We start from the raw sequence: 20,308 nt of genomic DNA, 5'->3' as shown, positions 1-20,308 counted from the left end.
CTCTATCGTGTGGCACATGATCGAGTACATCCGTGACGGCGCGGAAATCTATCGCCAGTCCTTTGCCACCATTCGGGCCGAAGCCGACCTGAGCCGTTTCCCGGCGGATGTCTCGCAAGCTGTAGTGCGCATGATTCATGCAAGTGGCCAGGTCGATCTCGTCGACGACGTCGCCTTCACACCCGGTGTCGTCTCGGCTGCGCGCGCAGCTCTGCGCGACGGCGCGCCGATTTTCTGCGACGCCCAGATGGTGGCTGCCGGCATCACGCGCAAGCGTCTGCCCGCCGGCAACGACGTCATCTGCACCCTCGGCGATCCGCGGGTTCCCGTGCTGGCGTCGACCATCGACAACACTCGCTCGGCGGCTGCTCTCGAACTGTGGGGAGCCAAGCTCGAGGGCGCTGTTGTCGCGATCGGAAACGCACCCACCGCACTGTTCCATCTCCTGAACCTCATCGAAGCCGGCGCACCCCGTCCGGCCGCCATCGTCGGAGGTCCGGTCGGTTTCATCGGCGCTGCCGAGTCGAAGGAAGCCCTCATCGAACACGCCAGCGGGATCGATCATCTCGTTCTCCGCGGCCGACGCGGCGGCAGCGCGATCACCGCCGCCGTCGTCAATGCGATTGCGAGCGAAGTCGAATGAGTGCAGGCAAGCTCTGGGGTGTCGGTATCGGCCCCGGCGATCCCGAATTGGTGACCGTCAAGGCCGCCCGCGTCATCGGCGAGGCCGATGTGGTTGCGTTCCACTCCGCGCGGCACGGCAAGAGCATCTCCCGCGGAGTTGCAGCGCCGTACATGCGCGAAGGACAGATCGAAGAACACCTCGTCTACCCCGTGACCACCGAGACCGTTGATCATCCCGGCGGATACCAGGGCGCGATGGACGAGTTCTACGAAGCAGCTGCCGAACGGCTGGCAGTTCACCTCGCGGCCGGTCGAACCGTCGCGTTGCTCGCCGCCGGCGATCCGCTCTTCTACAGCTCCTACATGCACATGCACAAGAGACTGGCCGATCGCTTCGACGCCGAAGTGATTCCCGGCGTCACCTCCGTCAGCGCGGCATCTGCTGCACTCGGAAAGCCGCTGGTCGAGGGTGAAGAGATCCTCACGATCCTGCCCGGAACGTTGCCGCAGGCCGAGCTGACCAGGCGGCTCAAGGAAACCGACGCCGCGGCCATCCTCAAGCTCGGACGTACCTACCCACCGGTCCTCCAATCGCTCGAGGATTCCGGCCGCTTGGATGAAGCTCACTACGTCGAGCGCGCGAGCACCACACGTCAACGCGTCGAATCCGCTGCCGAGGTCGACCCGGACGGAGTTCCGTACTTTTCGATCGCCATCGTTCCGAGCCCGTCGAACAACCCTCGACCCGCAGCCGAGTCTCGCGGCGAGGTGGTCGTGGTCGGACTCGGGCCGGGCGACACCGCCTGGACCACACCCGAAGTGGCGCATGAGCTTTCGTTGGCAACCGACCTCGTCGGCTACGGCCCGTACGTCGATCGCGTGCCGACGCGTCCGGGCCAGCGTCGCCATTCCAGCGACAACCGCGTCGAAGCGGAACGCGCCGCGATGGCGTTGGACCTGGCGAAGAACGGCGCCCGTGTAGCTGTCGTCTCGTCGGGAGATCCCGGCGTATTCGCCATGGCTGCAGCAGTTCTCGAAGTTGCCGCCGAAGACCAGTGGCGCGGCGTGCCGGTCCGCATCCTTCCCGGCATGACGGCGGCAAACGCTGTCGCCAGTCGCGTCGGTGCTCCCCTCGGGCACGACTACGCGGTGCTCTCGTTGTCTGATCGCCTCAAGCCGTGGGATGTCGTCGCGCGCCGTATCTCGGCAGTTGCAGCCGCGGACATGGCGTTTGCGGTCTACAACCCGGCGTCGAAGTCCCGGACGTGGCAGGTCCAAGCCATGAAGGACCTCGTGCTCGAGCACCGCTCCCCCGAGACTCCCGTCGTCATCGGCCGCGATGTTGCCGGTGCCGAGGAATCAGTTCGCGTCGTGACCCTCGGCGAGCTCGAGCCTTCCGAGATCGACATGCGGACGCTGCTCATCGTCGGTTCGTCGATGACAACCGTCGTCGAAACCGGTTCGGGCCGTCAGGTGTTCACCCCGCGGCGCTACCCGGAGTGAACGCCGCACGGCGATAGCATGGCGTCATGCCCGTCAACCGGACCCGGAAAGCAAGATACGCGCGTAAACGGAAACGCCGGATGGATTTGGTGGAGCACGATCTGTCCGTCGAGCAGTGGTCCGCGCTCAAAGCGGCCTGGGGTGGCTGCGCGTACTGCGGCGAGTCGGACGAGTCGCCGCAACGTGACTGCGTGCTGGCGATCTCCCGCGGTGGGCGCTACACACTCGACAACATCGCACCGGCGTGCCGCTCGTGCAATGCAAGCAAATGCAACAGCGAGGTCACTCTCTGGTTGCGGCGCAAGGGGTATGACGAGAAGGCCTTCCTCCTGCGACACGCGGAGATAGGGATCGAGATGAGGGCGCAGTTCTCGGAGCAGTCGTGACGACCCCACACGAGTTTCGCCCGATCCTCGACGAGTTGATGGAGTTCGAACCTCTGTTTCACCGAACTCGAGTAGCGATGTCACGAGACGAGTTCGATGCGGTCGTCGACCCGCAGTTCCGGGAGATCGGAGCCTCCGGCGCTCGATACACCCGCGACTACGTGCAGTCGGTAGTTGAGCGCCGACGCCTCCGCGGCGAGGTGAACGACGCCGCCGAACTCGGGTGGACGGCCGACCGGCCAGCGCTGAGCCGGATTGCGCCTGACACGTATCTGGTGACGTACCGGCTGGCGCAATTGCAACGAGTTACCGAGCGATCATCCATCTGGCGGTTCACCGAGAATCGATGGAGCGTGTTGTTTCATCAAGGCACAGTCGTCGAAAGTGGTCTGGAAGCGTGAACGAATCGACCCCCAACCCCACCATTCCGCTTTGGATGGACATCACCTTCACCGTCTTCGTTCTTGCCTGGATCTTCATCACGATTAGCGCGCTCGTGGCGATCGTGCGCACCGATTTCGACCGCTTGGGGAGCAAATTCTGGTGGTCGGCACTGGTGATCGCGGTGCCTGTACTCGGTGCGCTCGTCTGGTTACTGTTCGGTCGACCCCCGCGTGACTCCAGGTCCCGAACCTGATCTACACCGACGGCCCGGCAGTAGTCTGAGTACGGTCCGGTGCTGTCACTCTGCGCGTATCAGGGGAGAACAACAAGATGAGACCACTTCGATACTCGATCAACGTCACCCTCGACGGCTGCTGCCATCACGAGGCGGGGCTTCCACCCGACGAGGAGTCGATGCGCTACTGGACCGCTCAGATGGAACGAGCCGATGCTTTGCTGTTCGGCCGGGTGACCTACGAGATGATGGAGTCGGCGTGGCGGCGGCCCGCAACGGGGGCGTGGCCTGACTGGATGGACGAGTGGGAGATCCCGTTCGCCGAGGCAATGGACCGGGCTAAGAAGTACGTCGTGTCGAGCACGCTGAGCGGGGTCGATTGGAATGCCGAACTCGTGCAAGGCGACTTGGGGTCAGCGATTCAACGGCTCAAGGAGCAGCCCGGCGAAGGTCTGTGGGTTGGCGGCGTGACACTCCCCCTGGCATTGGCAGACCTGGGACTGATCGACGAGTACGAGTTCGTTGTGCAACCGGTCCTTGCCGGACACGGACCGACGTTGCTCGCCGGTCTGCACGAGCGCATCCAACTCGAACTCGTCGATCGCCACGAGTTCCAGTCGGGTGCAGTCGCCGTGCGATATCGGCCCACTCAAGTACCGCCCCCAGGTCAGGTATCGGACGGTTAGTCGACGCATGGCTGGAAATGCGCGGTTGAAAGACATGTCGTCGCCTCAGGTCGGACACGAGAAAGTTTCCAGTCTTGTTCGATGTTCGGTATTGACCGGACACTCGGCACAGCACGAGCATTAGCCACCGAAGTCTCCGGACAACCCTCGACGAGATCGAAGCATCGAACTGGATCACGAACAAGTTCGTTCCGCCCGGCGGACCGTAAGGACCACTTGTCGCTATCGAACACTCTGGCCCCTTATTCCACGGGCACTGCACCTCGAGCTGTAAGCACCCCCGGTCGAGGGCCATGCTTGCGCGCACCCTCGCGCGCCTCAGCAAAAATGGCCAAGCTGGACGGCTACTAGCGAGCGAAGGATCGAGATCGTATCGGCGTCCGACACAGGCCGGACGCCGATACGAGTTCACGTCAGCTCACAGGAGCGCCACCGCTCCCGCCGAGGTGGCGGGCGAAGAACCGAGCCGAACTGTCGCGCTCGTAGTCGGGCACCGGATAGTGCCTGCCCGAGTAGGCGTGCAGCGTCTTCTCCTTCGAGCCGAAGGCATCGAACAACGCTATCCCCGACGTGCGGTCGTAATCCTTGTCGTCCCAAGGGATCCGGTACTCGACCGGGACCGCGAGCTTTCGTGCCGCTTCGATGAGGGAGTCGTCCACAAAAACTCCCCCGAAGCTCACGGCAGCGATCCTGGATTCGACCGGGGCCAACATGAGCCCGGTCACGACCCCTAGCGACACGCCGCCGAAGCCGATCGGAGCGTCGGCGTTGACGTCGGGCAGCGTTTGCAGAGCGTCGATGGTCGCCTGCCATTCCGGCACTGCACGCTCCGCCAACGATCGGTTGTACTCGACGACGATCGGGGCGATCGGCTCGTGGGCCGCCCTAGCCTGGTGGATCGCCTCGACCCACTGTTCGTCCTGTGTGTTCCGCGGGCGGTCGCCGTGTCCGGGCGCGTCGATCGCGGCGACTGTGAACCCGTGGGAGCTCACACTGTGGAGTGCGCTGGCAACCAGTCCTGGTGCCTTCTTGTGCATGCCGCCGGAGTGCCCGGACAGCAGAAGGGGTGATTCGACAGATCCGGACGCGGGTGACCAGAGCACACCGGTGATGTCGTCCAGAAGGAAATGGCGTTCGACGACCCCGTTCGACGTTGTCTCGGAAGTGAATTCGATGGTCTGAGAATTGGATTGCATGGTGTTACCTTTCGGGATTGCCTACTCGAGGCGCTCCCGGCGACACCTACGTCAATCGCCGATCCGTGAACACGAGTGGGAGCACCCACATGGTTACAGCGTTCATGGGTCTCACCTCCTGGCGTGTTGTCACGGTCTCGCACAAGCTATCAACCCCAACCGAAGCTCGTCCAATCATTTTCCGGGCCACTGATCCGACAGACGGCCCTGTCAGTTCTACGATCGTGTGTAGTAGATTCCAAATGACAACCAACCGGTCGTTATGAGGAGTCTGATGTCGGTCGATCCAGTTCTCGCGCAGTACAGCGACTACGCCTTCGCGTCGTCTTTCGCGATTTACGTTCTCGCCCTGGTTCTTTCCGTCGTCGACTTCTCCAGCACACCCCTCTCTGCCACGGTGCGACCGGCACTCGCACATGCCGGAAGTGCATCGAATCCTGCATTGCCCGGCCGGATCGCATTGCTGCCGAATCGAACCCGCGCCCATCGTGCGGGTCGCGCTGCCATGTCTCTCATCGTCGTCGCCCTGGTCCTCAACGTCACCGCGCTTGCACTTCGCGGCATCTCGACGCACCGATGGCCTCTCGGAAACCTCTACGAGTACGCGCTTTTCCTCAGCGCGGCATTGGTGGCATGCTGGCTGGTCATTCTGCGGCGGTACCCGATTCGATCGTTGACCATCTTCGTTCTGTCACCCACCGTGGTGCTTCTGTTCGTCGCCGCCGCAAGCATGTATGCCGAGGCAGCGCCGGTCGTACCCGCTCTTCGTTCGTACTGGATCGGCGTGCACGTCACGATCATCGTCGCCGCCTCCGGCATCCTTACGTTCGCAAGTTCGGTCAGCGCACTTTTCATGATTGCCGAGGTGGGCCCGCAGTCGAAGAAACGCGCGTTGCGTTGGATTGCGGCACGACTGCCGTCATCCGAATTGCTTGACCGCGTGGCCTACCGAACAACGGTCGTCGGGTTCCCGTTGTTCAGCATCGGGGTGATCTGCGGGGCGATCTGGGCGGAGGCCGCGTGGGGACGTTTCTGGGGCTGGGACCCCAAGGAGACGGTCTCGTTCATCTCCTGGGTTCTCTATGCCGCGTACCTCCATGCGCGCGCTACCGCCGGGTTGAAGAACATGCGTGCGGCATGGATCAATGTTGCTGCGCTCGCCACCATGCTTTTCAACATGTTTGCGATCAACTACGTCGTGTCGGGATTGCATTCGTACGCTGGATTGAATTGACGCCTACAACGGGTCAGACCCGCGATCGGGCGACGCTCTGGCGGACGGCACGGATGTAGCGGCGCGTGACAAACGCCTGTACTCGACGTCCGATCGGAGCGCCGAGACGCACCCACCACGTTCCGGGCTTGGAGAACGCAACGATCTCGATACGAACCGCTTGGCTGGCCTCGTCGAACTGGACGACAAACAATTCCTCCCCGCATTCGGGGTGGCCCGCGCGGGTTCCGTACGCGAAGCCCTTGCGATTGGGTTCGTCTACGACATAGACGATCCGAACGGGGATAGTTACCGGACCGAGTCCGAAGGTCGCATCCTGACCCGCCACGGCGGTCGGGGCTGCCGTCCGTACGGCCAGTCCGGCTCCGCGGTGCATTCCCCAATTCGCGACGGTTCGAGCGGCAACCTCGAAATCCTCCCGTCCGGATCCGACCGTCGCGCTCTCGTGAACGTGGTGATAGCCGGCGGGGAGAACGCCTGACGTTGCGCCCACCTCGAGGTACGTCAGCCCGCCCGGGCGGGACGCCATCATTGCTCGCGTCGGTGGCTGAGGATGTTGACCACGTGGCCGTCGGGGTCGGCAGCGAAGAACCTGCGGACACCCCACGGCTCCTCGGTGACGGGATAGACGATGGTGTCGCCGCGCTGCACCGCGGCCTCGTACGCCGCGTCGAGATCGTCCACCTCGACGGAGACGTCCGGTACTACGGGCGCATGAGCGTCGTGCGTCATGACGCTGATCTGCAATGACGGATCCGTCGGCGAAGCCAACGTCACGATCCACCCGTGATCCATGACAACTTCGAGGCCCAGCACTTCGGTGTAGAAGCGCTGCGCGGCCTCGAGCGAACTACTCGACAGATCCGAAACTATCCGCGTGACGGCCATGTCCCGCAGGCTACGCCGCCGCCGGAGTCCACCGCGACTTGACGAGGCGCTCGATGTCACCGGAAAGTTCGTCGCTGACGATCCCCGGAAGCAGGATCTGCCACATCTCGTCGACACGATCCGGAAGATCCGAGCGTCGGGTGAGAACGTTCGAAACCAGCTGTACCCCCGTGAATGCCGAGGGCATGAACCTGCCGAACGATTCTGCGCTGACCGATTTTCGGATTTCACCTTCCGCCTGAGCTCTGGCGGTGAGATCGGTGATTGCCGAGATCCATTCGGCGTACGGTTCCACCGGCCCCTCGTACGTGCTCAGTTCCAGCGTGAGGCGGATGCCCGCGCGAACGATCGGCTCGTCGACAATCTGGCGTGCCATTTCGTGCGTGAGCATGATCATCTGTTCCAACGGGTCCTTGCCCGTCGCGGAAATCGCCTGCACCGACTCGATCGAGAGCCGATGCTGTTCGGCAATGATGAATTGCGCGAGCTCGTCCTTCGACGCGAAATGGAAATACAACGCGCCCTTGGTAGTACCGGCCCCCGAGACTATGTCGGCCATGCTGGTGCTGCCGTAACCAGTCTTCTCGAACTGCGCGGCCGCGCCGGCAACGATTTGCTGCCGAGTCAGCTCGGCGCGTGCTTGCTTGACCACTGAATCCCTCTCGTCCTCCAAAGGCCCCCGCCCAGCAAACCCCACGGTTCGCGCCACACTCCAGCTATACCCAAAAACTTCACAATTGCCCCACATTACCAGCGCTCCTTCCATTGCTTCAATTACGAATGCAACAAAGTCGCTGGTCAGACGTCCGATTTAGAGGGAATCTCCTCTCCCCAACGTGCTTTCGTCAACCCGCGCACGGTCCACCAACTCTCCGACGAGGAGCGTCAACTCCATCATCTGGTCGGTGATTTCCTCACGCAACTGCGTTGCATCCGCCTCGGAAATCGCGCCGGACTTGGTATCGAAAGACATCAACAACTCGATATTGGTGCGAAGTGCAGTCAAAGGAGCCAGAAGGTCCTGGCCCGCTTCGGTGATCAGACTTCTCTGGCGTGCCCGCGATTCCGACAACGTCCCGAGCATCCGATTGAAACTGACTGTCAACGACGCCAACTCGTCGTCACCGGTCACCGGGATCGGCGCAAGATCATCCGTTTCGGCGACCCGCCGCGTCGCCGCAGTAAGTCGCGCGATCGGCCGTAATCCTGTGCGTGCCACAGCATCTCCGGCTGCGTAAGCTAGGGCGATTCCGGCCGCCCCGAGTGCCGCCAACACCACTGCCAGTCGCTTGAGTACCGAACGCGTCGGCCCCAGGGATTGCGCGACAACCAAAGTCTGGCCCGCAACCGAGGGCTCGACAAGAATTCGATACGCATCAACCGTCGCGATTGTCTGCGACGAATTGCCGTCTGCGATCGACCTGATGGCGTCTGCGCTCGTGCTGAACGGCGGCAGACCGGGAGTCGCCGTCACCAAGGCGCCGTCGGCAGTAAGAAGCCCCACCGCCTGGATGACCGCTGTATCCGCGCCGGCCGTCAATCCCAGAACCGGTGTGACACCGCCGAAATTGACGGTGTCGGTGATCGCGTCACTCGTGCGCTCGAGTTGCCGATCGACGTTGCCTTGCAAATACGCGTTGAACACTATGTACACCGCCGACGCCGACACGATCACCGCGATCGCCACCAGGCCTGCAGTCAGCAATTTCACGCGAGCATGGAGCGTCCGCACGTGAATTCCCGATGGTTTTCGACGGCTCATTCCGGGAACCGACACTCTCATGCGCGGTCCCGCAGTGCGGCGTCGAAAAATCCCAACATCCCTCCAGTATGGTCACGGAACCTTAGACGAACCTGAAGCGAACGCGATGTCGGCCTCACAGCGCCGTTCCACGACCGAAAGCCGTGAGCCAGTCCATCGCCTCGGCTTCGGTATCGAATGCCGGGACGGTCGCCGGGATCGGTGGTCGTTCGACGACGATCACCGGGATCGACAATTGCCTGGCTGCGGCGATCTTTGCGTACGTCTGCTCGCCGCCACTGTTCTTGGTGATCACGACGTCGATGCTGTGAGTTCGCATCAGATCGACTTCCGCTTCGATGTCGAATGGACCACGTGCGAGCAGCAATTGCGAGTGAGGCGGCAATGTCCCTGAAGGCGGATCGATCGAGCGCACGAGAAACGAGACGCTCTTCACGCGGTCGAACGCCGAAACTCCTTGCCTCCCGATCGTCAGAAAAGCGCGTGAGCCGACCGTCGGCACCAACTCTGCGGCGTGATCGAGATCGTGTGCCGGAAGCCAAGTGTCACCGAGTTGCTCGCGCCAGGGCGGGCGTCGGTACATGGCGTACGGCACGGAATTCGCAAGGCACGCTTCGAACGCATTCTGGGTGATGCGAGCGGCAAACGGATGCGTGGCGTCGAGCACTGCACGAATATCATTGGCCGACAACCACTCCGACAGCCCTTCGGCTCCCCCGAACCCACCGATGCGCACTTCCCCCTCCGGCCATCGAGGATCACGAACCCGGCCGGCCAGCGATGTGACAACTTCGAGGTCGGCCGAACCGGCCAACCGAGAAGCGATCACTCGACCTTCACCCGTGCCGCCGAGAATGAGCACGCGACGACGAGTACCTGTCGGGGTCAGTGTGTGCTTCTCTCACGCGCCGCCGAGTAGAGATAGCTGTCCGGGAATCCTTCAGCAGTCAACACTCGGCCGACGATCACAACGGCCGTCTTCGTGATGCCGGCTGCATGAACAAGTTCGACGATCGTCTTCAAAGTGCCTCGAACAACGATCTCCTCGGGCCGTGAGGCGAAGGCGACCACCGCGACCGGGCAATCCTCGCCGTAACTGTCGGCCAACTCGGATGCGATCTGTTCGATGCGATGAGCGCCGAGGTGAATCACCATCGTCGCGCCGCTGCGGCCGAGGGACCGCAGATCCTCGCCCTCCGGCATTGCCGTCGACAAGGTGGCGACTCGGGTGAGAACAATGGTCTGCGAGACGCCTGGGACAGTCAGCTCGCGCCCCAGCGCGGCTGCTGCCGCGGTAAATGCAGGAACACCGGGAATCATGTCGAAATCGACTCCTGCGGCGTCCAGGCGACGAGCTTGCTCTGCCACTGCACTGAAGATCGACGGATCACCGGAATGCAAACGCGCGACGTCCAGCCCAGCGGAATCCGCTTCGACAAGAATCGCGGTGATCTCGTCCAGGCTCAGCCGAGCAGTGTCCACGACCTGAGCTCCGACCGGGCACCACTCGAGCAACTCCGCTGGAACAAGGCTGCCTGCGTACAAGCACACAGGGCTCGCAGCGATGATGCGTTGCGCGCGGACAGTGATCAGATCTGCCGCACCGGGACCCGCACCGATGAAATGAACGGTCATTGTGTGGATTCCTCCGGCGTATCTGTGTCTGCGCCTGCAGACGGCTGACGTTTTGTGACGGACCATTGGACCACCGGAAGTTGCGGTCGCCAAACGTTGAACGTTCCCAACGGCTCGGCGCGCTGCACCTGAAAGCGTCGCAGCGTCCCACCATGGCGACTCATCCAGCCGAGCAGCAACGATTCGGACTCGGCGGTCACGGCGTTCGCGACCAGACGACCACCCACGCTCAACTGCTCCCAGCACGCTTCGAGCATTCCCGGTTGCGTGACGCCGCCGCCGACGAACACCGCATCGGGACGTCGAGTTTCGTCCGCAAACGCCTCCGGCGCGGCCCCTTTCACGTTCAACGCGGGCACGCCGAGATTGAGTGCATTGGCACCGATCTGCGACACGCGGCTCGCCACCTTCTCGAATGTTGTTGCAGTGCAACGTGGGTGAGTTCGCATCCACTCGATGGCGACGGTTCCCGACCCACCGCCCACGTCCCAGAGGTGTTCTCCCGGCGCCGGGGCAAGCGCGCACAACGTCAACGCACGGATCTCCTGCTTGGTCATCTGACCGTCGCCGACAAAAGCAGCATCCGGTAGCCCCGGGATTCGAGTCAGCCGCAAGAGAGGATCGGCCGCGATGCACTCGACGGCCAGAACGTTCAACGCGTCCACGTCCTCGTCCGCGTGATCCCACTCGTCTGCGACCGTGACGGTCCGCGATTCCCCGGCCCCGCCCAGCTGGGCCAGCACGGTCACGATCGATCGACCGAAGCCCGCGCCGGACAACAGACGTGCCACCTCCCCCGGTGTCGAGCGCCCGTTGCTCAACACCAGCAGTCGCGCACCGTCAGTCACGGAAGCCAATACTGTCGCCGAGTCTCGGTTGACCAGGCTCACGACGTCGATCTCGGCCGATGCCCATCCCATTCGCGCGCTCGCCAACGCCGCCGACGACGGGTGGGAGATCACTCGCACGTTGTCCGCGCCGAGCAGCCTGACCAATGTGACACCGAGACCGTGGAACATCGGGTCACCGCTGGCGAGCACGCATACTCTGCGGTCCGCGTTCTCGGCGAACATCGACGGCAACGCCGGAATCATCGGAGACGGCCAGGTCAGCCTGGTGGGCGCACGCCGTGCCCCGAGATGTGTCGCCGGGACCAAGTCCAATTGGCGCGGCGACCCCATCAGGACCTCCGCGCCCAGGATTGCGCCCTTTGCGCTCTCGGACAGCCCATCCCAGCCGTCGGCGCCGATGCCGACGATCACCACCGGGTGTGTGGTCATCGCGGCATCCGGCGCCAGATCGTCTGAGGCAGAAGCCGCATGACGAAGAACACCGGCTGCAGAACTCGCGGTACCCACACACGCGTCGCCCCGGAGTTCAGTCCCCGCACGACGGCGTCCGCGACCTGCGACGGAGTGCTCGACATCGGGGCAGGCGACATTCCCTTGGTCATCTTCCCGATGACGAACCCTGGCCGTACCAGCATCAACTGCACGCCCGAACCGTGCAGCGCGTCGCCCAGACCGCTGGCAAAACCCTCCAAGCCGGCCTTTGCGCTCCCGTAGACGTAGTTGGCGCGGCGAACCCGAACGCCGGCGACGGACGAGAACACCACGATCTTTCCGGTTCCCTGTCGGCGCATGATCTCCGCGAGGTGCGTGAGGATGCTGACCTGAGCCACGTAGTCGGTGTGCACCACCGCGACCGCATGCGCCGCGTCGGTTTCGGCACGCGCCTGATCGCCGAGAATCCCGAAGGCCAGCACTGCAATCGAAATCCGACCGTGCTCGGCGACTACGGCGCCCAGGAGGTCTCCGTGCGTGTCGACAGCGTCGGCGTCGAACTCGACGGTGGAGACTTCGACAGCGCCGGCGTTTTTGAGCATCTGCTCCTGCTCCGACAGCTCTCCGCTGCGTCTGGCAGCCAGAACGATGTTGCGGCCCGGCGCGAGCCTGACCCCGATCTCGAGGCCGATCTCACTTCGTCCGCCGAGGAGCAGTACCGTCTCGATGTCATTCACGTTCCCACCCGCAGTCACCGCTCCAGTGTCCTGGATTACCGTCGTGGCATGACGCTCACCCCCTCCACCACGCCATCGTCACAGCAGACTCTCACCGAAGACGGGCTGAAGTTCGTCGGTGAATACCACCTCGCGACACTCACGACGTTGCGTCCTAACGGCACCCCACACGTCGTTGCCGTCGGGTTCACCTGGGACCAGGAAGCCGGAAAAGCGCGCGTGATCACCAGCGGTGGCTCACAGAAGGCGATCAACGCAGCGCGTAGCGGATACGCCGCCGTCAGTTCGGTCGACGGTGGCCGCTGGCTCACGCTCGAGGGGCCGGCACGCGTGCTCACCGACGCGGACTCCGTGGCCGACGCCGTTCGGCGCTATGCCGAGCGGTACCGCCAGCCACGGGTCAATCCCGCGCGCGTGGTCATCGAAATCGACGTCACACGCATACTCGGGTCCGCTGCGTTCAAGAAAAGCTGATCAGGCGAGGACAGTCAGGCCGTGCGGACGGTTGTTGAACGACTCGCAACCGTCGGCGGTCACGACGACGATGTCCTCGATACGGGCACCCCAACTGCCGCGGAAGTAGATTCCCGGTTCGATGCTGAAGGCCATACCTTCGACGAGTTCGATGGTGTTGCCCTCGACGATGTACGGCTCCTCGTGCACGGACAGCCCGATACCGTGACCGGTGCGGTGAACGAATACCTCTGCAAGACCTTGTGCGGCAAGCACTTCGCGGGCTGCAACGTCCACGGATTCTGCGGATACTCCCGGCCGCACCGAATCGACGGCGGCCTGCTGCGCCGCCTCGAGTACCGCGAACTGCGCTGCAACCTCCGCGGACGGCTGCCCCATGCTGTACGTGCGGGTGGAATCAGAGTTGTATCCGGGCTCGACCGGTCCGCCGATATCGATGACCACGATATCGCCGCTCTCGATCACCCGGTCCGAAACCTCGTGATGTGGATCGGCGCCGTGCGGGCCCGAACCGACAATCACGAACGCCGCCTCAGTGTGCCCCTCTTCGAGAATCGCCGCCGAAATCGCCTCGCCCACTTCAGCTTCCGTACGTCCGACGACCAAGAACTCGGCCATGCGGGCGTGAACACGGTCGATGGCCGCACCGGCTCGCCGCAATGCCTCGATCTCGGCGCCGTCCTTGACCATCCGCAATTCGCGCAAGACGCCGGTGGCGAGAATCGGCAACGCGCCCAAGGTGTCTGCGAGCGGGATCAGATGCAGCGCAGGCATCGCATCCGTCACCGCAACCTTCGCGCCGGTCGGGAGTTGCGCCGCCACAATCGCATACGGGTCGACACCGTCGACCCAGTCGAGGACGGTCAACCCGAGATCGCCCACTGCCGATTCCTTCAGCGACGCCAACTCCAACCGAGGAAGTACGACGGACGCCTTCGCCGTGTCCGCGGCGATGACCAACGCGGTCAAGCGCTCGAACGAGTCAGCCCGAGAACCCGTCAGGTACCGCAGATCCGGACCTGGAGTCACCACCAGACCGTCGAGTCCTGCTGATCGAGCCAACTCCGCGGCGCGAGCGATACGTGCGCCGTACACGGCGTTGGAGAATCGGGAATCCTGTTCGGCTGGAGACGTCATGGCTTACAGGTTAGTGCCGACTGGCAGGATGGTGACCATGAGTGGGCCATTGCTTCTCCTCGACGGTGCCAGCCTGTGGTTTCGTGCGTTCTACGCGCTGCCCGAGTCATTCGTCGATCCCGACGGAAGACCTGTCAACGCGGTGCGCGGTTTCACCGACATGGTTGCTTCCCTGATCACCAAACACGAGCCGAGTCGTCTCGCCGTGTGCCTGGACTTGGACTGGCGACCGCAGTTCCGCGTCGATGCAGTCCCGACGTACAAAGCACATCGCGTCGAGGAAGGCTCTGACGGTGCGTCCGAAGAAGTTCCGGACACGTTGACGCCTCAGGTCGACATGATCATGGACGTGCTCGCTGCAGCGGGTATCGCGACGGCGGGTGCAGTCGGACTCGAAGCCGACGACGTACTGGGAACGCTTGCCGCCACCGAGCGCGAAGATCTCACCATCGTCGTCAGCGGTGACCGCGACCTACTGCAGGTCGTCACCGACGAGTACGTACCTGTCCGTGTCCTGTACGTGGGCCGTGGCCTGTCCAAGGCGGAACTCTTCGGACCGGTCGAGGTTGCGGAGAAGTACGGAGTACCCGGTGACCGTGCGGGCGAGGCTTACGCCGAACTCGCGGTACTGCGCGGAGACGCCTCCGACGGTCTACCCGGCATCAAGGGTGTCGGTGAGAAGACTGCGTCGACACTGATGCTCCGTTACGGCTCGTTGGCCGGACTTCGGGCGGCCGCAGCTGATCCTGAATCGGATATGGCCAAGGGGATTCGCGCAAAACTGACCTCACCTGAGGCAATGGCTTACCTTGATGCTGCGTTGCCGGTCGTACGAGTGGTTCGCGACGCGGACGTTCAGTTCTCGAAGGACGACCGACTCCCGGCGACCCCCGTCGATCCCGCACGCCTCGAGGAAGTGGCGGCCTCGCTCAACATCGAGCGCTCGGCCGGCCGGCTTGCCGCCGCGCTCGAGGCTGCGGCGGCAGGCCGTTCCGACCAATAGGGCGTCAGCTCGGGCGGCTGACCTCGTACGTGCCGTTGTCGTCGACAAACGTCACGGTCACGTTCGACTTCACACCCGCGATCGAAAGCGTGCAGGTGAACTTGTTGCCTGACTTGACTTCCTGGTCCGCGGGGCACTGAACGTTGCTCACGTTCTTCGCCCCGTAGGACTCGGTGACGATCTTCTCGACGCCGGCCTGAGCCGCGCTCTGATCGAGTGTGTTCTTGCCGAAGACTCCGAACACCAGGGCCACCACGACAGCGGCAAGAACGACGAGAACGCCGATCGCACCGAAGATCAGGGGCTTCTTCGACTTACCCGACTGGTTTCCGGGCGCACCGGGACTCGGGAACGGCTGAGCCTGGTTCCACTGGTTCTGCTGTCCCGGAGTCTGCCCGGGGGCCGTGGCGCCCCACGCCTGCTGCGGTGCGGCAGCCGGAGGATGACCCCACGCCTGGGTTGCGTCAGGTGACTGCTGTTGCCCGGGCTGACCCCACGGCTGTGCGGGAGGTTGTTGCTGGGGTTGTCCCCACGGCTGTTGCTGGCCGGGTTGTCCTTGTCCAGGCTGTTGCGGCTGACCGTACGCAGGCTGACCACCCGGCTGGCCGTAGGCAGGTTGTCCCCACGGCTGTTGCTGGCCGGGCTGCTGACCGGGCTGCGGTGTTTGACCAGTCTGACCCCACGGCTGTTGCTGGCCGGGCTGCTGACCAGGCTGCTGTTGTCCGCCCGGCTGCTGAGGATTCTGCCCCCACTGCTGCTCGTTCGGCTGCTGCTGATCACCAGGACCCCATTGCCGATTCGGATCGTTCGGTCCGTAAGGCCCGCTCATGTTCGCCTCCCACTCGAAATACCAGTCTGCGAATCAAACCACATAGTTGCGGTCATGCTGCGTCGACAGCAACTACCCCGCGACGAATTGCAGCTACCGCCCGCGCCGCAGTCTTCGCGACGTCGGCATCCGTCGAAGTCAGGCGGACCTGATCGAGGAGATCGATCACCTGACGACACCAACGTACAAAATCACCTGCAGACAGCGCACGACCCTGCACTCCGGCCGCGATCAGTGCGTCGACAAGCGAGTTTTCGCTCGCCCAGTGATAAACGGCAGTGACGAATCCGAGATCCGGTTCCCGCGTCGGCGGCAGCTTGTGGCGAATCTCGTCCGACCGCAGTTCGCTCCACAATCGTTGAGTGTCGTTGAGGGCGTGACGAAGCGCCGCTGTCGGCACTCGATCCACGGTGTCCCCGTCCCGACGTGATTCGTAGACCACCGAGGACACGACGGCCGCCAACTCGGCCGGGCTGAGACCTGTCCACGCCCCGGTCCGCAGGCATTCGGCGACCAGAAGGTCGCTTTCCGAGTAGATGCGGCTGAGTCGTCGTCCGGATTCGGTGACTTCGGGCGCTGCTTCGGCAGTCATGTACTCACGCTCTTTGAGTAGCGCAATGATGCGGTCGAACGTCCGCGCCAACGAGTTGGTGGTGGCCGCAGCCTTTTCCCTCATCGACTGCGTTTCCCTGGCCAGCCGGTTGTAGCGCTCACCGATCCGGCTCAGATGTTCACGATCGGGCCAGCTATGGCACGGATGCGAGCGAATAGCACGTCGCAAAGTAGCGACCTCGGCATCTTCGGACGCGCCGGCCTTGTGGCGCTTCTTTCGCCGGGGGGCACTGATCCCGGTACTACGCAACGCCGAGGCCAGATCGCGCCGGATCCGGGCGGTGTGGTGATCGACATGCTTGGGCAGTCGCATCTTTCCCAGAACGTCGGCTGCTTCCGGGAAATCACCCGAGGAGAGTCGGCCGGCCCACTGGTCGGCAGTCAGAACCAGCGGACGCGGGTCCTTCGGATCGTTGTCCGGGACGAGGACCACCGCCACCCCGGAATGACGACCGATGGGAATTGCGATCACGTCACCGCGGGCGAGTGCACGAAGGGACTCCACCGCATCTCCGCGTCGGTCTTCGCGGCCCTTACGTTCGAGCGCGCGCTCGCGCGCACTGAGCCGCTCACGCAACGACGCGTATTCGAAGTATTCGCCGTCCGCACCGCCGAGTTTCTCCTGCAAACCCTTCAGTGCTTCTTCGTTCCGCTCGATGCCACGCACCAGGCCGACCACCGAGCGATCCGCTTGGAACTGCGCGAAGGAACGTTCGAGCAGCTTCCGTGAATCCGCCGCGCCCATGCGCTCGACGAGATTGATCGACATGTTGTACGAGGGGCGGAACGAACTGCGGAGCGGGAACGTCCGTGTCGACGCCAAGCCGGCGACATCCGTCGGCTCGACCCCGGGCTGCCACAGGACCACAGCGTGGCCTTCGACGTCGATGCCGCGTCGGCCGGCCCGACCCGTCAGCTGCGTGTACTCCCCCGGCGTCAGTTCGGCGTGCGATTCACCGTTGTACTTGACCAGACGTTCGAGCACCACCGTGCGTGCCGGCATGTTGATGCCGAGGGCCAGCGTCTCGGTCGCGAAGACCGCCCGCACGAGTCCCTTGACGAACAGTTCCTCGACTGTCTGGCGGAATGCCGGCAGCATGCCGGCATGGTGAGATGCCAGTCCGCGTCGTAGTGCCTTGCACCAGTCCCGATATCCGAGAACTTCGAGATCCTCTTCGGGTAGTTCCCCGGTGTGTTTCTCGATGATGGTGTCGATCTCGCGGACCTGCTCCGGCGAAGTGAGATCCAGTCTGGACCGCAGGCACTGTGCAAGAGCCGCATCACAACCGGCGCGGCTGAAGATGAAAGTGATGGCCGGGAGCAGTCCGGACTGATCGAGCTGAGCGATGACGTCAGGTCGTGGCAAGGGCCGGAAATCGTTGGAGCTCTGGTAGCTGCCGCGTCGTCCGCGGCCACGCGGCTGCCAGCTCTCGACGCGTTCGAGAGCCTGACGCTGCTTGACGTGGCGAACCAGATCCTGGTCGACGAGCACGGTCTTCGGCCCGGCAGCAGGATGACTACGACTGTCGAAGAGATCGAAGATTCGCCTACCGACCATGATGTGCTGCCACAGCGGGATCGGCCGAGTCTCGTCCACGACCACAGTGGTGTCGCCGCGGACGGTTTCCATCCAGGCACCGAATTCTTCGGCATTGCTCACGGTCGCCGACAAACTCACCAGGCGTACGTCCTCGGACAGGTGCAGGATCACTTCCTCCCACACCGCCCCACGGAACCGGTCGGCCAGGTAATGCACTTCGTCCATGACGACGTGCGAAAGCCCGCGCAGTGCCTCGGAGTTGGCGTAGAGCATGTTCCGCAGGACTTCGGTGGTCATGACGACCACCGGTGCGTCGGAGTTGATACTCGAATCACCCGTCAGCAGACCGACTTCGCCGGGGCCGTACCGCTCGACGAGTTCGGCGTACTTCTGATTGCTCAACGCTTTGATCGGCGTCGTGTAGAAACACTTGCGGCCCGCCGCCAGAGCCAGGTGGACAGCGAACTCGCCGACCACGGTCTTGCCTGCACCGGTCGGCGCGCAGACAAGGACGCCGTGGCCCGCTTCGAGCGCAACGCATGCCTTCACCTGGAATGGATCGAGTTCGAACTTCAGGCTGGACGCGAACGTGCTCAGTTCACTCTTGTTCATAACCACCTCGTCAGGGTTTCACACGCCGCCGACGTGGTGGCACGGCGCTCAGAGAGTGTCAGTGAAATCCTGGCCGGGCGCGTTGTCGCCGGCGGTGTCGGATTTCTCCGCGACCGGAGCCTTGGACTTGGACCTACGTCCGAACAATCCACTCGATTCGGCCTTGGGTTTGGTCGGATTGTCGAAAGCCTCGTTCAGATCGGACGGAGCCGAGATGGAGGAAGCTTCCTCGTCGGACAGTGCGCCCCAGTCTTCACCGGCGCGCTTGGCCTTACGTTTGTCGTTGAGGCGAGCGATCTGTACCGCGACCTCGAAGAGAAGCGTCAGAGCCAGCGCGAGCGCCAACATCGAGAACGGATCCGACCCTGGCGTGGCAACTGCAGCGAATACGAAGAGCCCGAAGATCAATCCTCGACGCCAGGCCTTCAAACGCTCGTACGTCAGAATGCCGGCAAAGTTCAACACGACGACGAGCAGTGGAATTTCGAAGCTGACGCCGAAGATGAGCAGCAGATTGATGATGAAGCCGAAGTACTCAGAACCACTGAGCGCGGTGATCTGGACGTTGTCACCGATGGTCAGGAGGAAGTGCAAAGCCTTCGCCACGACGAGGTACGCCAGGATTGCGCCGAGAATGAAGAGAGCGGCACCTGCGGTGACGAATCCGACCGCGTAGCGACGCTCTTTGGCGTAGAGGCCCGGGGTGATGAATGCCCACAATTGGTAAAGCCACACCGGGCAGGCAAGAACGATGCCGGCGGTGAGCGCCACTTTGAATCGCAGCATGAACTGCTCGAACGGCCCGGTCGCCAGCAATCGGCACGCGTCGTCGGTGCTGAGGTTGGCGCGACTCTCGGACGGAAGCTCGCAGTACGGTCCGCGAAGCAGATCGCCCAGACTTTCGAGACCGAGTATCGAGTGTGAATACCAGAAGAAGCCGAACGCCGTGGTGATGATCACGCCGAGGAATGCGAACAACAAACGAGTCCGCAATTCGTACAGGTGGTCGACCAACGACATGGTGCCGTCTGGGTTGACCTTCCGCTTGCGGTTACGCGGGTCTAACGGAATACGCACTGTGCATCCTGGTCTTGGTCAGCAGACAACCGGGGTGAACGAATATTTCACCCCGGCTAGAACGCAGTGTGTACTAGAGCGGCTTGACTTCAGTCGGCTGCGCAACAGGTGCTGCTGCACCGTTTGCGACGACCGCGGTGTTGGCCGTCGGCAACTGTGCCGGAGCAGGCTGTGCGACCGGCGCGCTTGCGGGCGCCGCATCGTCGTTCTGCATTTCCTTGACTTCGCTCTTGAAGATGCGGAGGGAACGACCCAGACCGCGTGCTGCATCGGGAAGCTTCTTCGACCCGAACAGAATTACGACGACAACAGCGACAATCAGCCAATGCATCGGCTGCATTGCACCCATAACGACCTCCCATGATCAGATTCCTCGATGCTACCGGACACAACCGGCGCTCGGAGGTGCCAAAGCACTTACTTCAGCTACCTTTTACCTGTTTGTTTCCTGCGAACTCACTGAACGTGAAG

General features: G+C 63.2%; 23 protein-coding genes. 9 read left to right on the top strand and 14 right to left on the bottom strand.

The window, feature by feature from the left end; translation table 11 throughout:
- Positions 1 to 16: 16 nt before the first annotated feature.
- The 6 genes from RhoBH5_RS00635 (at position 17) to RhoBH5_RS00610 (ending at position 3,818) form a co-directional block, all read left to right on the top strand.
- Positions 17 to 643 carry a precorrin-8X methylmutase gene (locus RhoBH5_RS00635; RefSeq protein ID WP_007729839.1) on the top strand — a complete coding sequence of 209 codons (627 nt, stop codon included), beginning with the start codon at positions 17 to 19 and terminating at the stop codon, positions 641 to 643.
- The gene (cobJ, locus tag RhoBH5_RS00630) at positions 640 to 2,127 is read left to right on the top strand and encodes a precorrin-3B C(17)-methyltransferase (protein WP_270007846.1); all 1,488 of its coding nucleotides are present in this window, start codon (positions 640 to 642) and stop codon (positions 2,125 to 2,127) included. The genes RhoBH5_RS00635 and cobJ overlap by 4 nt, the downstream gene beginning before the upstream one ends.
- Before the next feature lie 26 nt (positions 2,128 to 2,153).
- Entirely contained in the window at positions 2,154 to 2,513 is a 360-nt protein-coding gene (locus tag RhoBH5_RS00625; protein WP_076948440.1) for an HNH endonuclease, read from the top strand.
- Positions 2,510 to 2,914 carry a nuclear transport factor 2 family protein gene (locus RhoBH5_RS00620; protein WP_192712402.1) on the top strand — a complete coding sequence of 135 codons (405 nt, stop codon included), beginning with the start codon at positions 2,510 to 2,512 and terminating at the stop codon, positions 2,912 to 2,914. Before RhoBH5_RS00625 ends, RhoBH5_RS00620 begins: the two co-directional genes overlap by 4 nt.
- Positions 2,911 to 3,150: a PLDc N-terminal domain-containing protein gene (locus RhoBH5_RS00615; protein WP_007729843.1), complete on the top strand. Its 240-nt coding sequence runs from the start codon at positions 2,911 to 2,913 to the stop codon at positions 3,148 to 3,150. The genes RhoBH5_RS00620 and RhoBH5_RS00615 overlap by 4 nt, the downstream gene beginning before the upstream one ends.
- 77 nt (positions 3,151 to 3,227) lie before the next feature.
- Positions 3,228 to 3,818: a dihydrofolate reductase family protein gene (locus RhoBH5_RS00610; protein ID WP_042450962.1), complete on the top strand. Its 591-nt coding sequence runs from the start codon at positions 3,228 to 3,230 to the stop codon at positions 3,816 to 3,818.
- 413 nt (positions 3,819 to 4,231) lie between these two features.
- Here RhoBH5_RS00610 and RhoBH5_RS00605 read toward each other — a convergent pair whose 3' ends face one another.
- On the bottom strand, positions 4,232 to 5,014 hold the full coding sequence (locus RhoBH5_RS00605) for an alpha/beta hydrolase (protein ID WP_192712401.1): 783 nt from the start codon (positions 5,012 to 5,014) through the stop codon (positions 4,232 to 4,234).
- A 274-nt stretch (positions 5,015 to 5,288) separates the two neighbouring features.
- Between RhoBH5_RS00605 and ccsB the strand changes: the two genes are divergently transcribed.
- The gene (gene ccsB, locus RhoBH5_RS00600) at positions 5,289 to 6,248 is read left to right on the top strand and encodes a c-type cytochrome biogenesis protein CcsB (protein WP_007729846.1); all 960 of its coding nucleotides are present in this window, start codon (positions 5,289 to 5,291) and stop codon (positions 6,246 to 6,248) included.
- Between the two features lie 13 nt (positions 6,249 to 6,261).
- Here ccsB and RhoBH5_RS00595 read toward each other — a convergent pair whose 3' ends face one another.
- The 8 genes from RhoBH5_RS00595 to RhoBH5_RS00560 form a co-directional block, all read right to left on the bottom strand.
- Positions 6,262 to 6,777, bottom strand: coding sequence for a DUF1990 family protein (locus tag RhoBH5_RS00595; protein ID WP_007729847.1), 516 nt, complete (start codon positions 6,775 to 6,777; stop codon positions 6,262 to 6,264).
- Entirely contained in the window at positions 6,777 to 7,136 is a 360-nt protein-coding gene (locus tag RhoBH5_RS00590) for a VOC family protein (RefSeq protein ID WP_007729848.1), read from the bottom strand. Before RhoBH5_RS00590 ends, RhoBH5_RS00595 begins: the two co-directional genes overlap by 1 nt.
- Positions 7,137 to 7,146: 10 nt before the next feature.
- A complete protein-coding gene (locus tag RhoBH5_RS00585) occupies positions 7,147 to 7,788 on the bottom strand; it encodes a ScbR family autoregulator-binding transcription factor (protein WP_019748499.1) in 642 nt (213 codons plus the stop codon).
- Between the two features lie 159 nt (positions 7,789 to 7,947).
- Positions 7,948 to 8,868 carry a HAMP domain-containing protein gene (locus RhoBH5_RS00580; protein WP_007729850.1) on the bottom strand — a complete coding sequence of 307 codons (921 nt, stop codon included), beginning with the start codon at positions 8,866 to 8,868 and terminating at the stop codon, positions 7,948 to 7,950.
- A 145-nt stretch (positions 8,869 to 9,013) separates the two neighbouring features.
- A complete protein-coding gene (locus RhoBH5_RS00575) occupies positions 9,014 to 9,760 on the bottom strand; it encodes a cobalt-precorrin-6A reductase (RefSeq protein ID WP_192712400.1) in 747 nt (248 codons plus the stop codon).
- Positions 9,761 to 9,783: 23 nt separating this feature from the next.
- Complete coding sequence (gene cobM / locus RhoBH5_RS00570; protein WP_192712399.1) at positions 9,784 to 10,533, bottom strand: precorrin-4 C(11)-methyltransferase; 750 nt, start codon at positions 10,531 to 10,533, stop codon at positions 9,784 to 9,786.
- The gene (cbiE, locus tag RhoBH5_RS00565) at positions 10,530 to 11,813 is read right to left on the bottom strand and encodes a precorrin-6y C5,15-methyltransferase (decarboxylating) subunit CbiE (RefSeq protein ID WP_192712398.1); all 1,284 of its coding nucleotides are present in this window, start codon (positions 11,811 to 11,813) and stop codon (positions 10,530 to 10,532) included. The genes cobM and cbiE overlap by 4 nt, the downstream gene beginning before the upstream one ends.
- Positions 11,810 to 12,571 carry an SDR family NAD(P)-dependent oxidoreductase gene (locus RhoBH5_RS00560; protein WP_270007845.1) on the bottom strand — a complete coding sequence of 254 codons (762 nt, stop codon included), beginning with the start codon at positions 12,569 to 12,571 and terminating at the stop codon, positions 11,810 to 11,812. Before RhoBH5_RS00560 ends, cbiE begins: the two co-directional genes overlap by 4 nt.
- A 30-nt stretch (positions 12,572 to 12,601) precedes the next feature.
- Between RhoBH5_RS00560 and RhoBH5_RS00555 the strand changes: the two genes are divergently transcribed.
- Positions 12,602 to 13,027, top strand: coding sequence for a PPOX class F420-dependent oxidoreductase (locus tag RhoBH5_RS00555; RefSeq protein WP_192712396.1), 426 nt, complete (start codon positions 12,602 to 12,604; stop codon positions 13,025 to 13,027).
- Here RhoBH5_RS00555 and RhoBH5_RS00550 read toward each other — a convergent pair whose 3' ends face one another.
- Positions 13,028 to 14,164, bottom strand: coding sequence for a M24 family metallopeptidase (locus RhoBH5_RS00550; RefSeq protein WP_270007844.1), 1,137 nt, complete (start codon positions 14,162 to 14,164; stop codon positions 13,028 to 13,030).
- 37 nt (positions 14,165 to 14,201) lie between these two features.
- On the opposite strand from RhoBH5_RS00550, the gene RhoBH5_RS00545 reads away from it, so the two are divergent.
- A complete protein-coding gene (locus RhoBH5_RS00545; protein WP_192712395.1) occupies positions 14,202 to 15,167 on the top strand; it encodes a 5'-3' exonuclease in 966 nt (321 codons plus the stop codon).
- A gap of 4 nt (positions 15,168 to 15,171) precedes the next feature.
- Here the strand turns inward: RhoBH5_RS00545 and RhoBH5_RS00540 are convergent, their stop codons facing one another.
- From RhoBH5_RS00540 to tatA, 4 genes are all read right to left on the bottom strand, one after another.
- Positions 15,172 to 15,996, bottom strand: coding sequence for a DUF4333 domain-containing protein (locus RhoBH5_RS00540; protein WP_192712394.1), 825 nt, complete (start codon positions 15,994 to 15,996; stop codon positions 15,172 to 15,174).
- A gap of 52 nt (positions 15,997 to 16,048) precedes the next feature.
- Entirely contained in the window at positions 16,049 to 18,760 is a 2,712-nt protein-coding gene (locus tag RhoBH5_RS00535) for a DEAD/DEAH box helicase (protein ID WP_003944907.1), read from the bottom strand.
- 48 nt (positions 18,761 to 18,808) lie between these two features.
- Positions 18,809 to 19,837 (bottom strand): twin-arginine translocase subunit TatC, encoded by a 1,029-nt coding sequence (gene tatC, locus RhoBH5_RS00530; RefSeq protein WP_192712392.1) that lies wholly within the window; start codon positions 19,835 to 19,837, stop codon positions 18,809 to 18,811.
- Between the two features lie 73 nt (positions 19,838 to 19,910).
- Entirely contained in the window at positions 19,911 to 20,186 is a 276-nt protein-coding gene (tatA, locus tag RhoBH5_RS00525) for a Sec-independent protein translocase subunit TatA (protein WP_003944836.1), read from the bottom strand.
- Positions 20,187 to 20,308: the final 122 nt, after the last annotated feature.

The sequence above is a fragment of the Rhodococcus sp. BH5 genome, assembly GCF_027583855.1.
GTDB classification, from domain to species: Bacteria; Actinomycetota; Actinomycetes; order Mycobacteriales; family Mycobacteriaceae; genus Rhodococcus_F; species Rhodococcus_F qingshengii.
The sequence above is the reverse complement of the archived record's forward strand: the minus strand, read 5'-3'. Positions and strand labels throughout refer to the sequence as shown.

Bases quoted from the DNA above. Each gene is read 5' to 3' on its own strand.
- ccsB (WP_007729846.1), top strand. From the start codon at position 5,289: ATGTCGGTCGATCCAGTTCTCGCGCAGTACAGCGACTACGCCTTCGCG.
- RhoBH5_RS00595 (WP_007729847.1), bottom strand. From the start codon at position 6,777: ATGGCGTCCCGCCCGGGCGGGCTGACGTACCTCGAGGTGGGCGCAACG.
- cobM (WP_192712399.1), bottom strand. From the start codon at position 10,533: ATGACCGTTCATTTCATCGGTGCGGGTCCCGGTGCGGCAGATCTGATC.
- RhoBH5_RS00535 (WP_003944907.1), bottom strand. From the start codon at position 18,760: ATGAACAAGAGTGAACTGAGCACGTTCGCGTCCAGCCTGAAGTTCGAA.
- cobJ (WP_270007846.1), top strand. From the start codon at position 640: ATGAGTGCAGGCAAGCTCTGGGGTGTCGGTATCGGCCCCGGCGATCCC.
- RhoBH5_RS00545 (WP_192712395.1), top strand. From the start codon at position 14,202: ATGAGTGGGCCATTGCTTCTCCTCGACGGTGCCAGCCTGTGGTTTCGT.
- cbiE (WP_192712398.1), bottom strand. From the start codon at position 11,813: ATGACCACACACCCGGTGGTGATCGTCGGCATCGGCGCCGACGGCTGG.
- RhoBH5_RS00605 (WP_192712401.1), bottom strand. From the start codon at position 5,014: ATGCAATCCAATTCTCAGACCATCGAATTCACTTCCGAGACAACGTCG.
- RhoBH5_RS00625 (WP_076948440.1), top strand. From the start codon at position 2,154: ATGCCCGTCAACCGGACCCGGAAAGCAAGATACGCGCGTAAACGGAAA.
- RhoBH5_RS00635 (WP_007729839.1), top strand. From the start codon at position 17: ATGATCGAGTACATCCGTGACGGCGCGGAAATCTATCGCCAGTCCTTT.
- RhoBH5_RS00540 (WP_192712394.1), bottom strand. From the start codon at position 15,996: ATGAGCGGGCCTTACGGACCGAACGATCCGAATCGGCAATGGGGTCCT.
- tatA (WP_003944836.1), bottom strand. From the start codon at position 20,186: ATGGGTGCAATGCAGCCGATGCATTGGCTGATTGTCGCTGTTGTCGTC.
- RhoBH5_RS00590 (WP_007729848.1), bottom strand. From the start codon at position 7,136: ATGGCCGTCACGCGGATAGTTTCGGATCTGTCGAGTAGTTCGCTCGAG.
- RhoBH5_RS00555 (WP_192712396.1), top strand. From the start codon at position 12,602: ATGACGCTCACCCCCTCCACCACGCCATCGTCACAGCAGACTCTCACC.
- RhoBH5_RS00610 (WP_042450962.1), top strand. From the start codon at position 3,228: ATGAGACCACTTCGATACTCGATCAACGTCACCCTCGACGGCTGCTGC.
- RhoBH5_RS00550 (WP_270007844.1), bottom strand. From the start codon at position 14,164: ATGACGTCTCCAGCCGAACAGGATTCCCGATTCTCCAACGCCGTGTAC.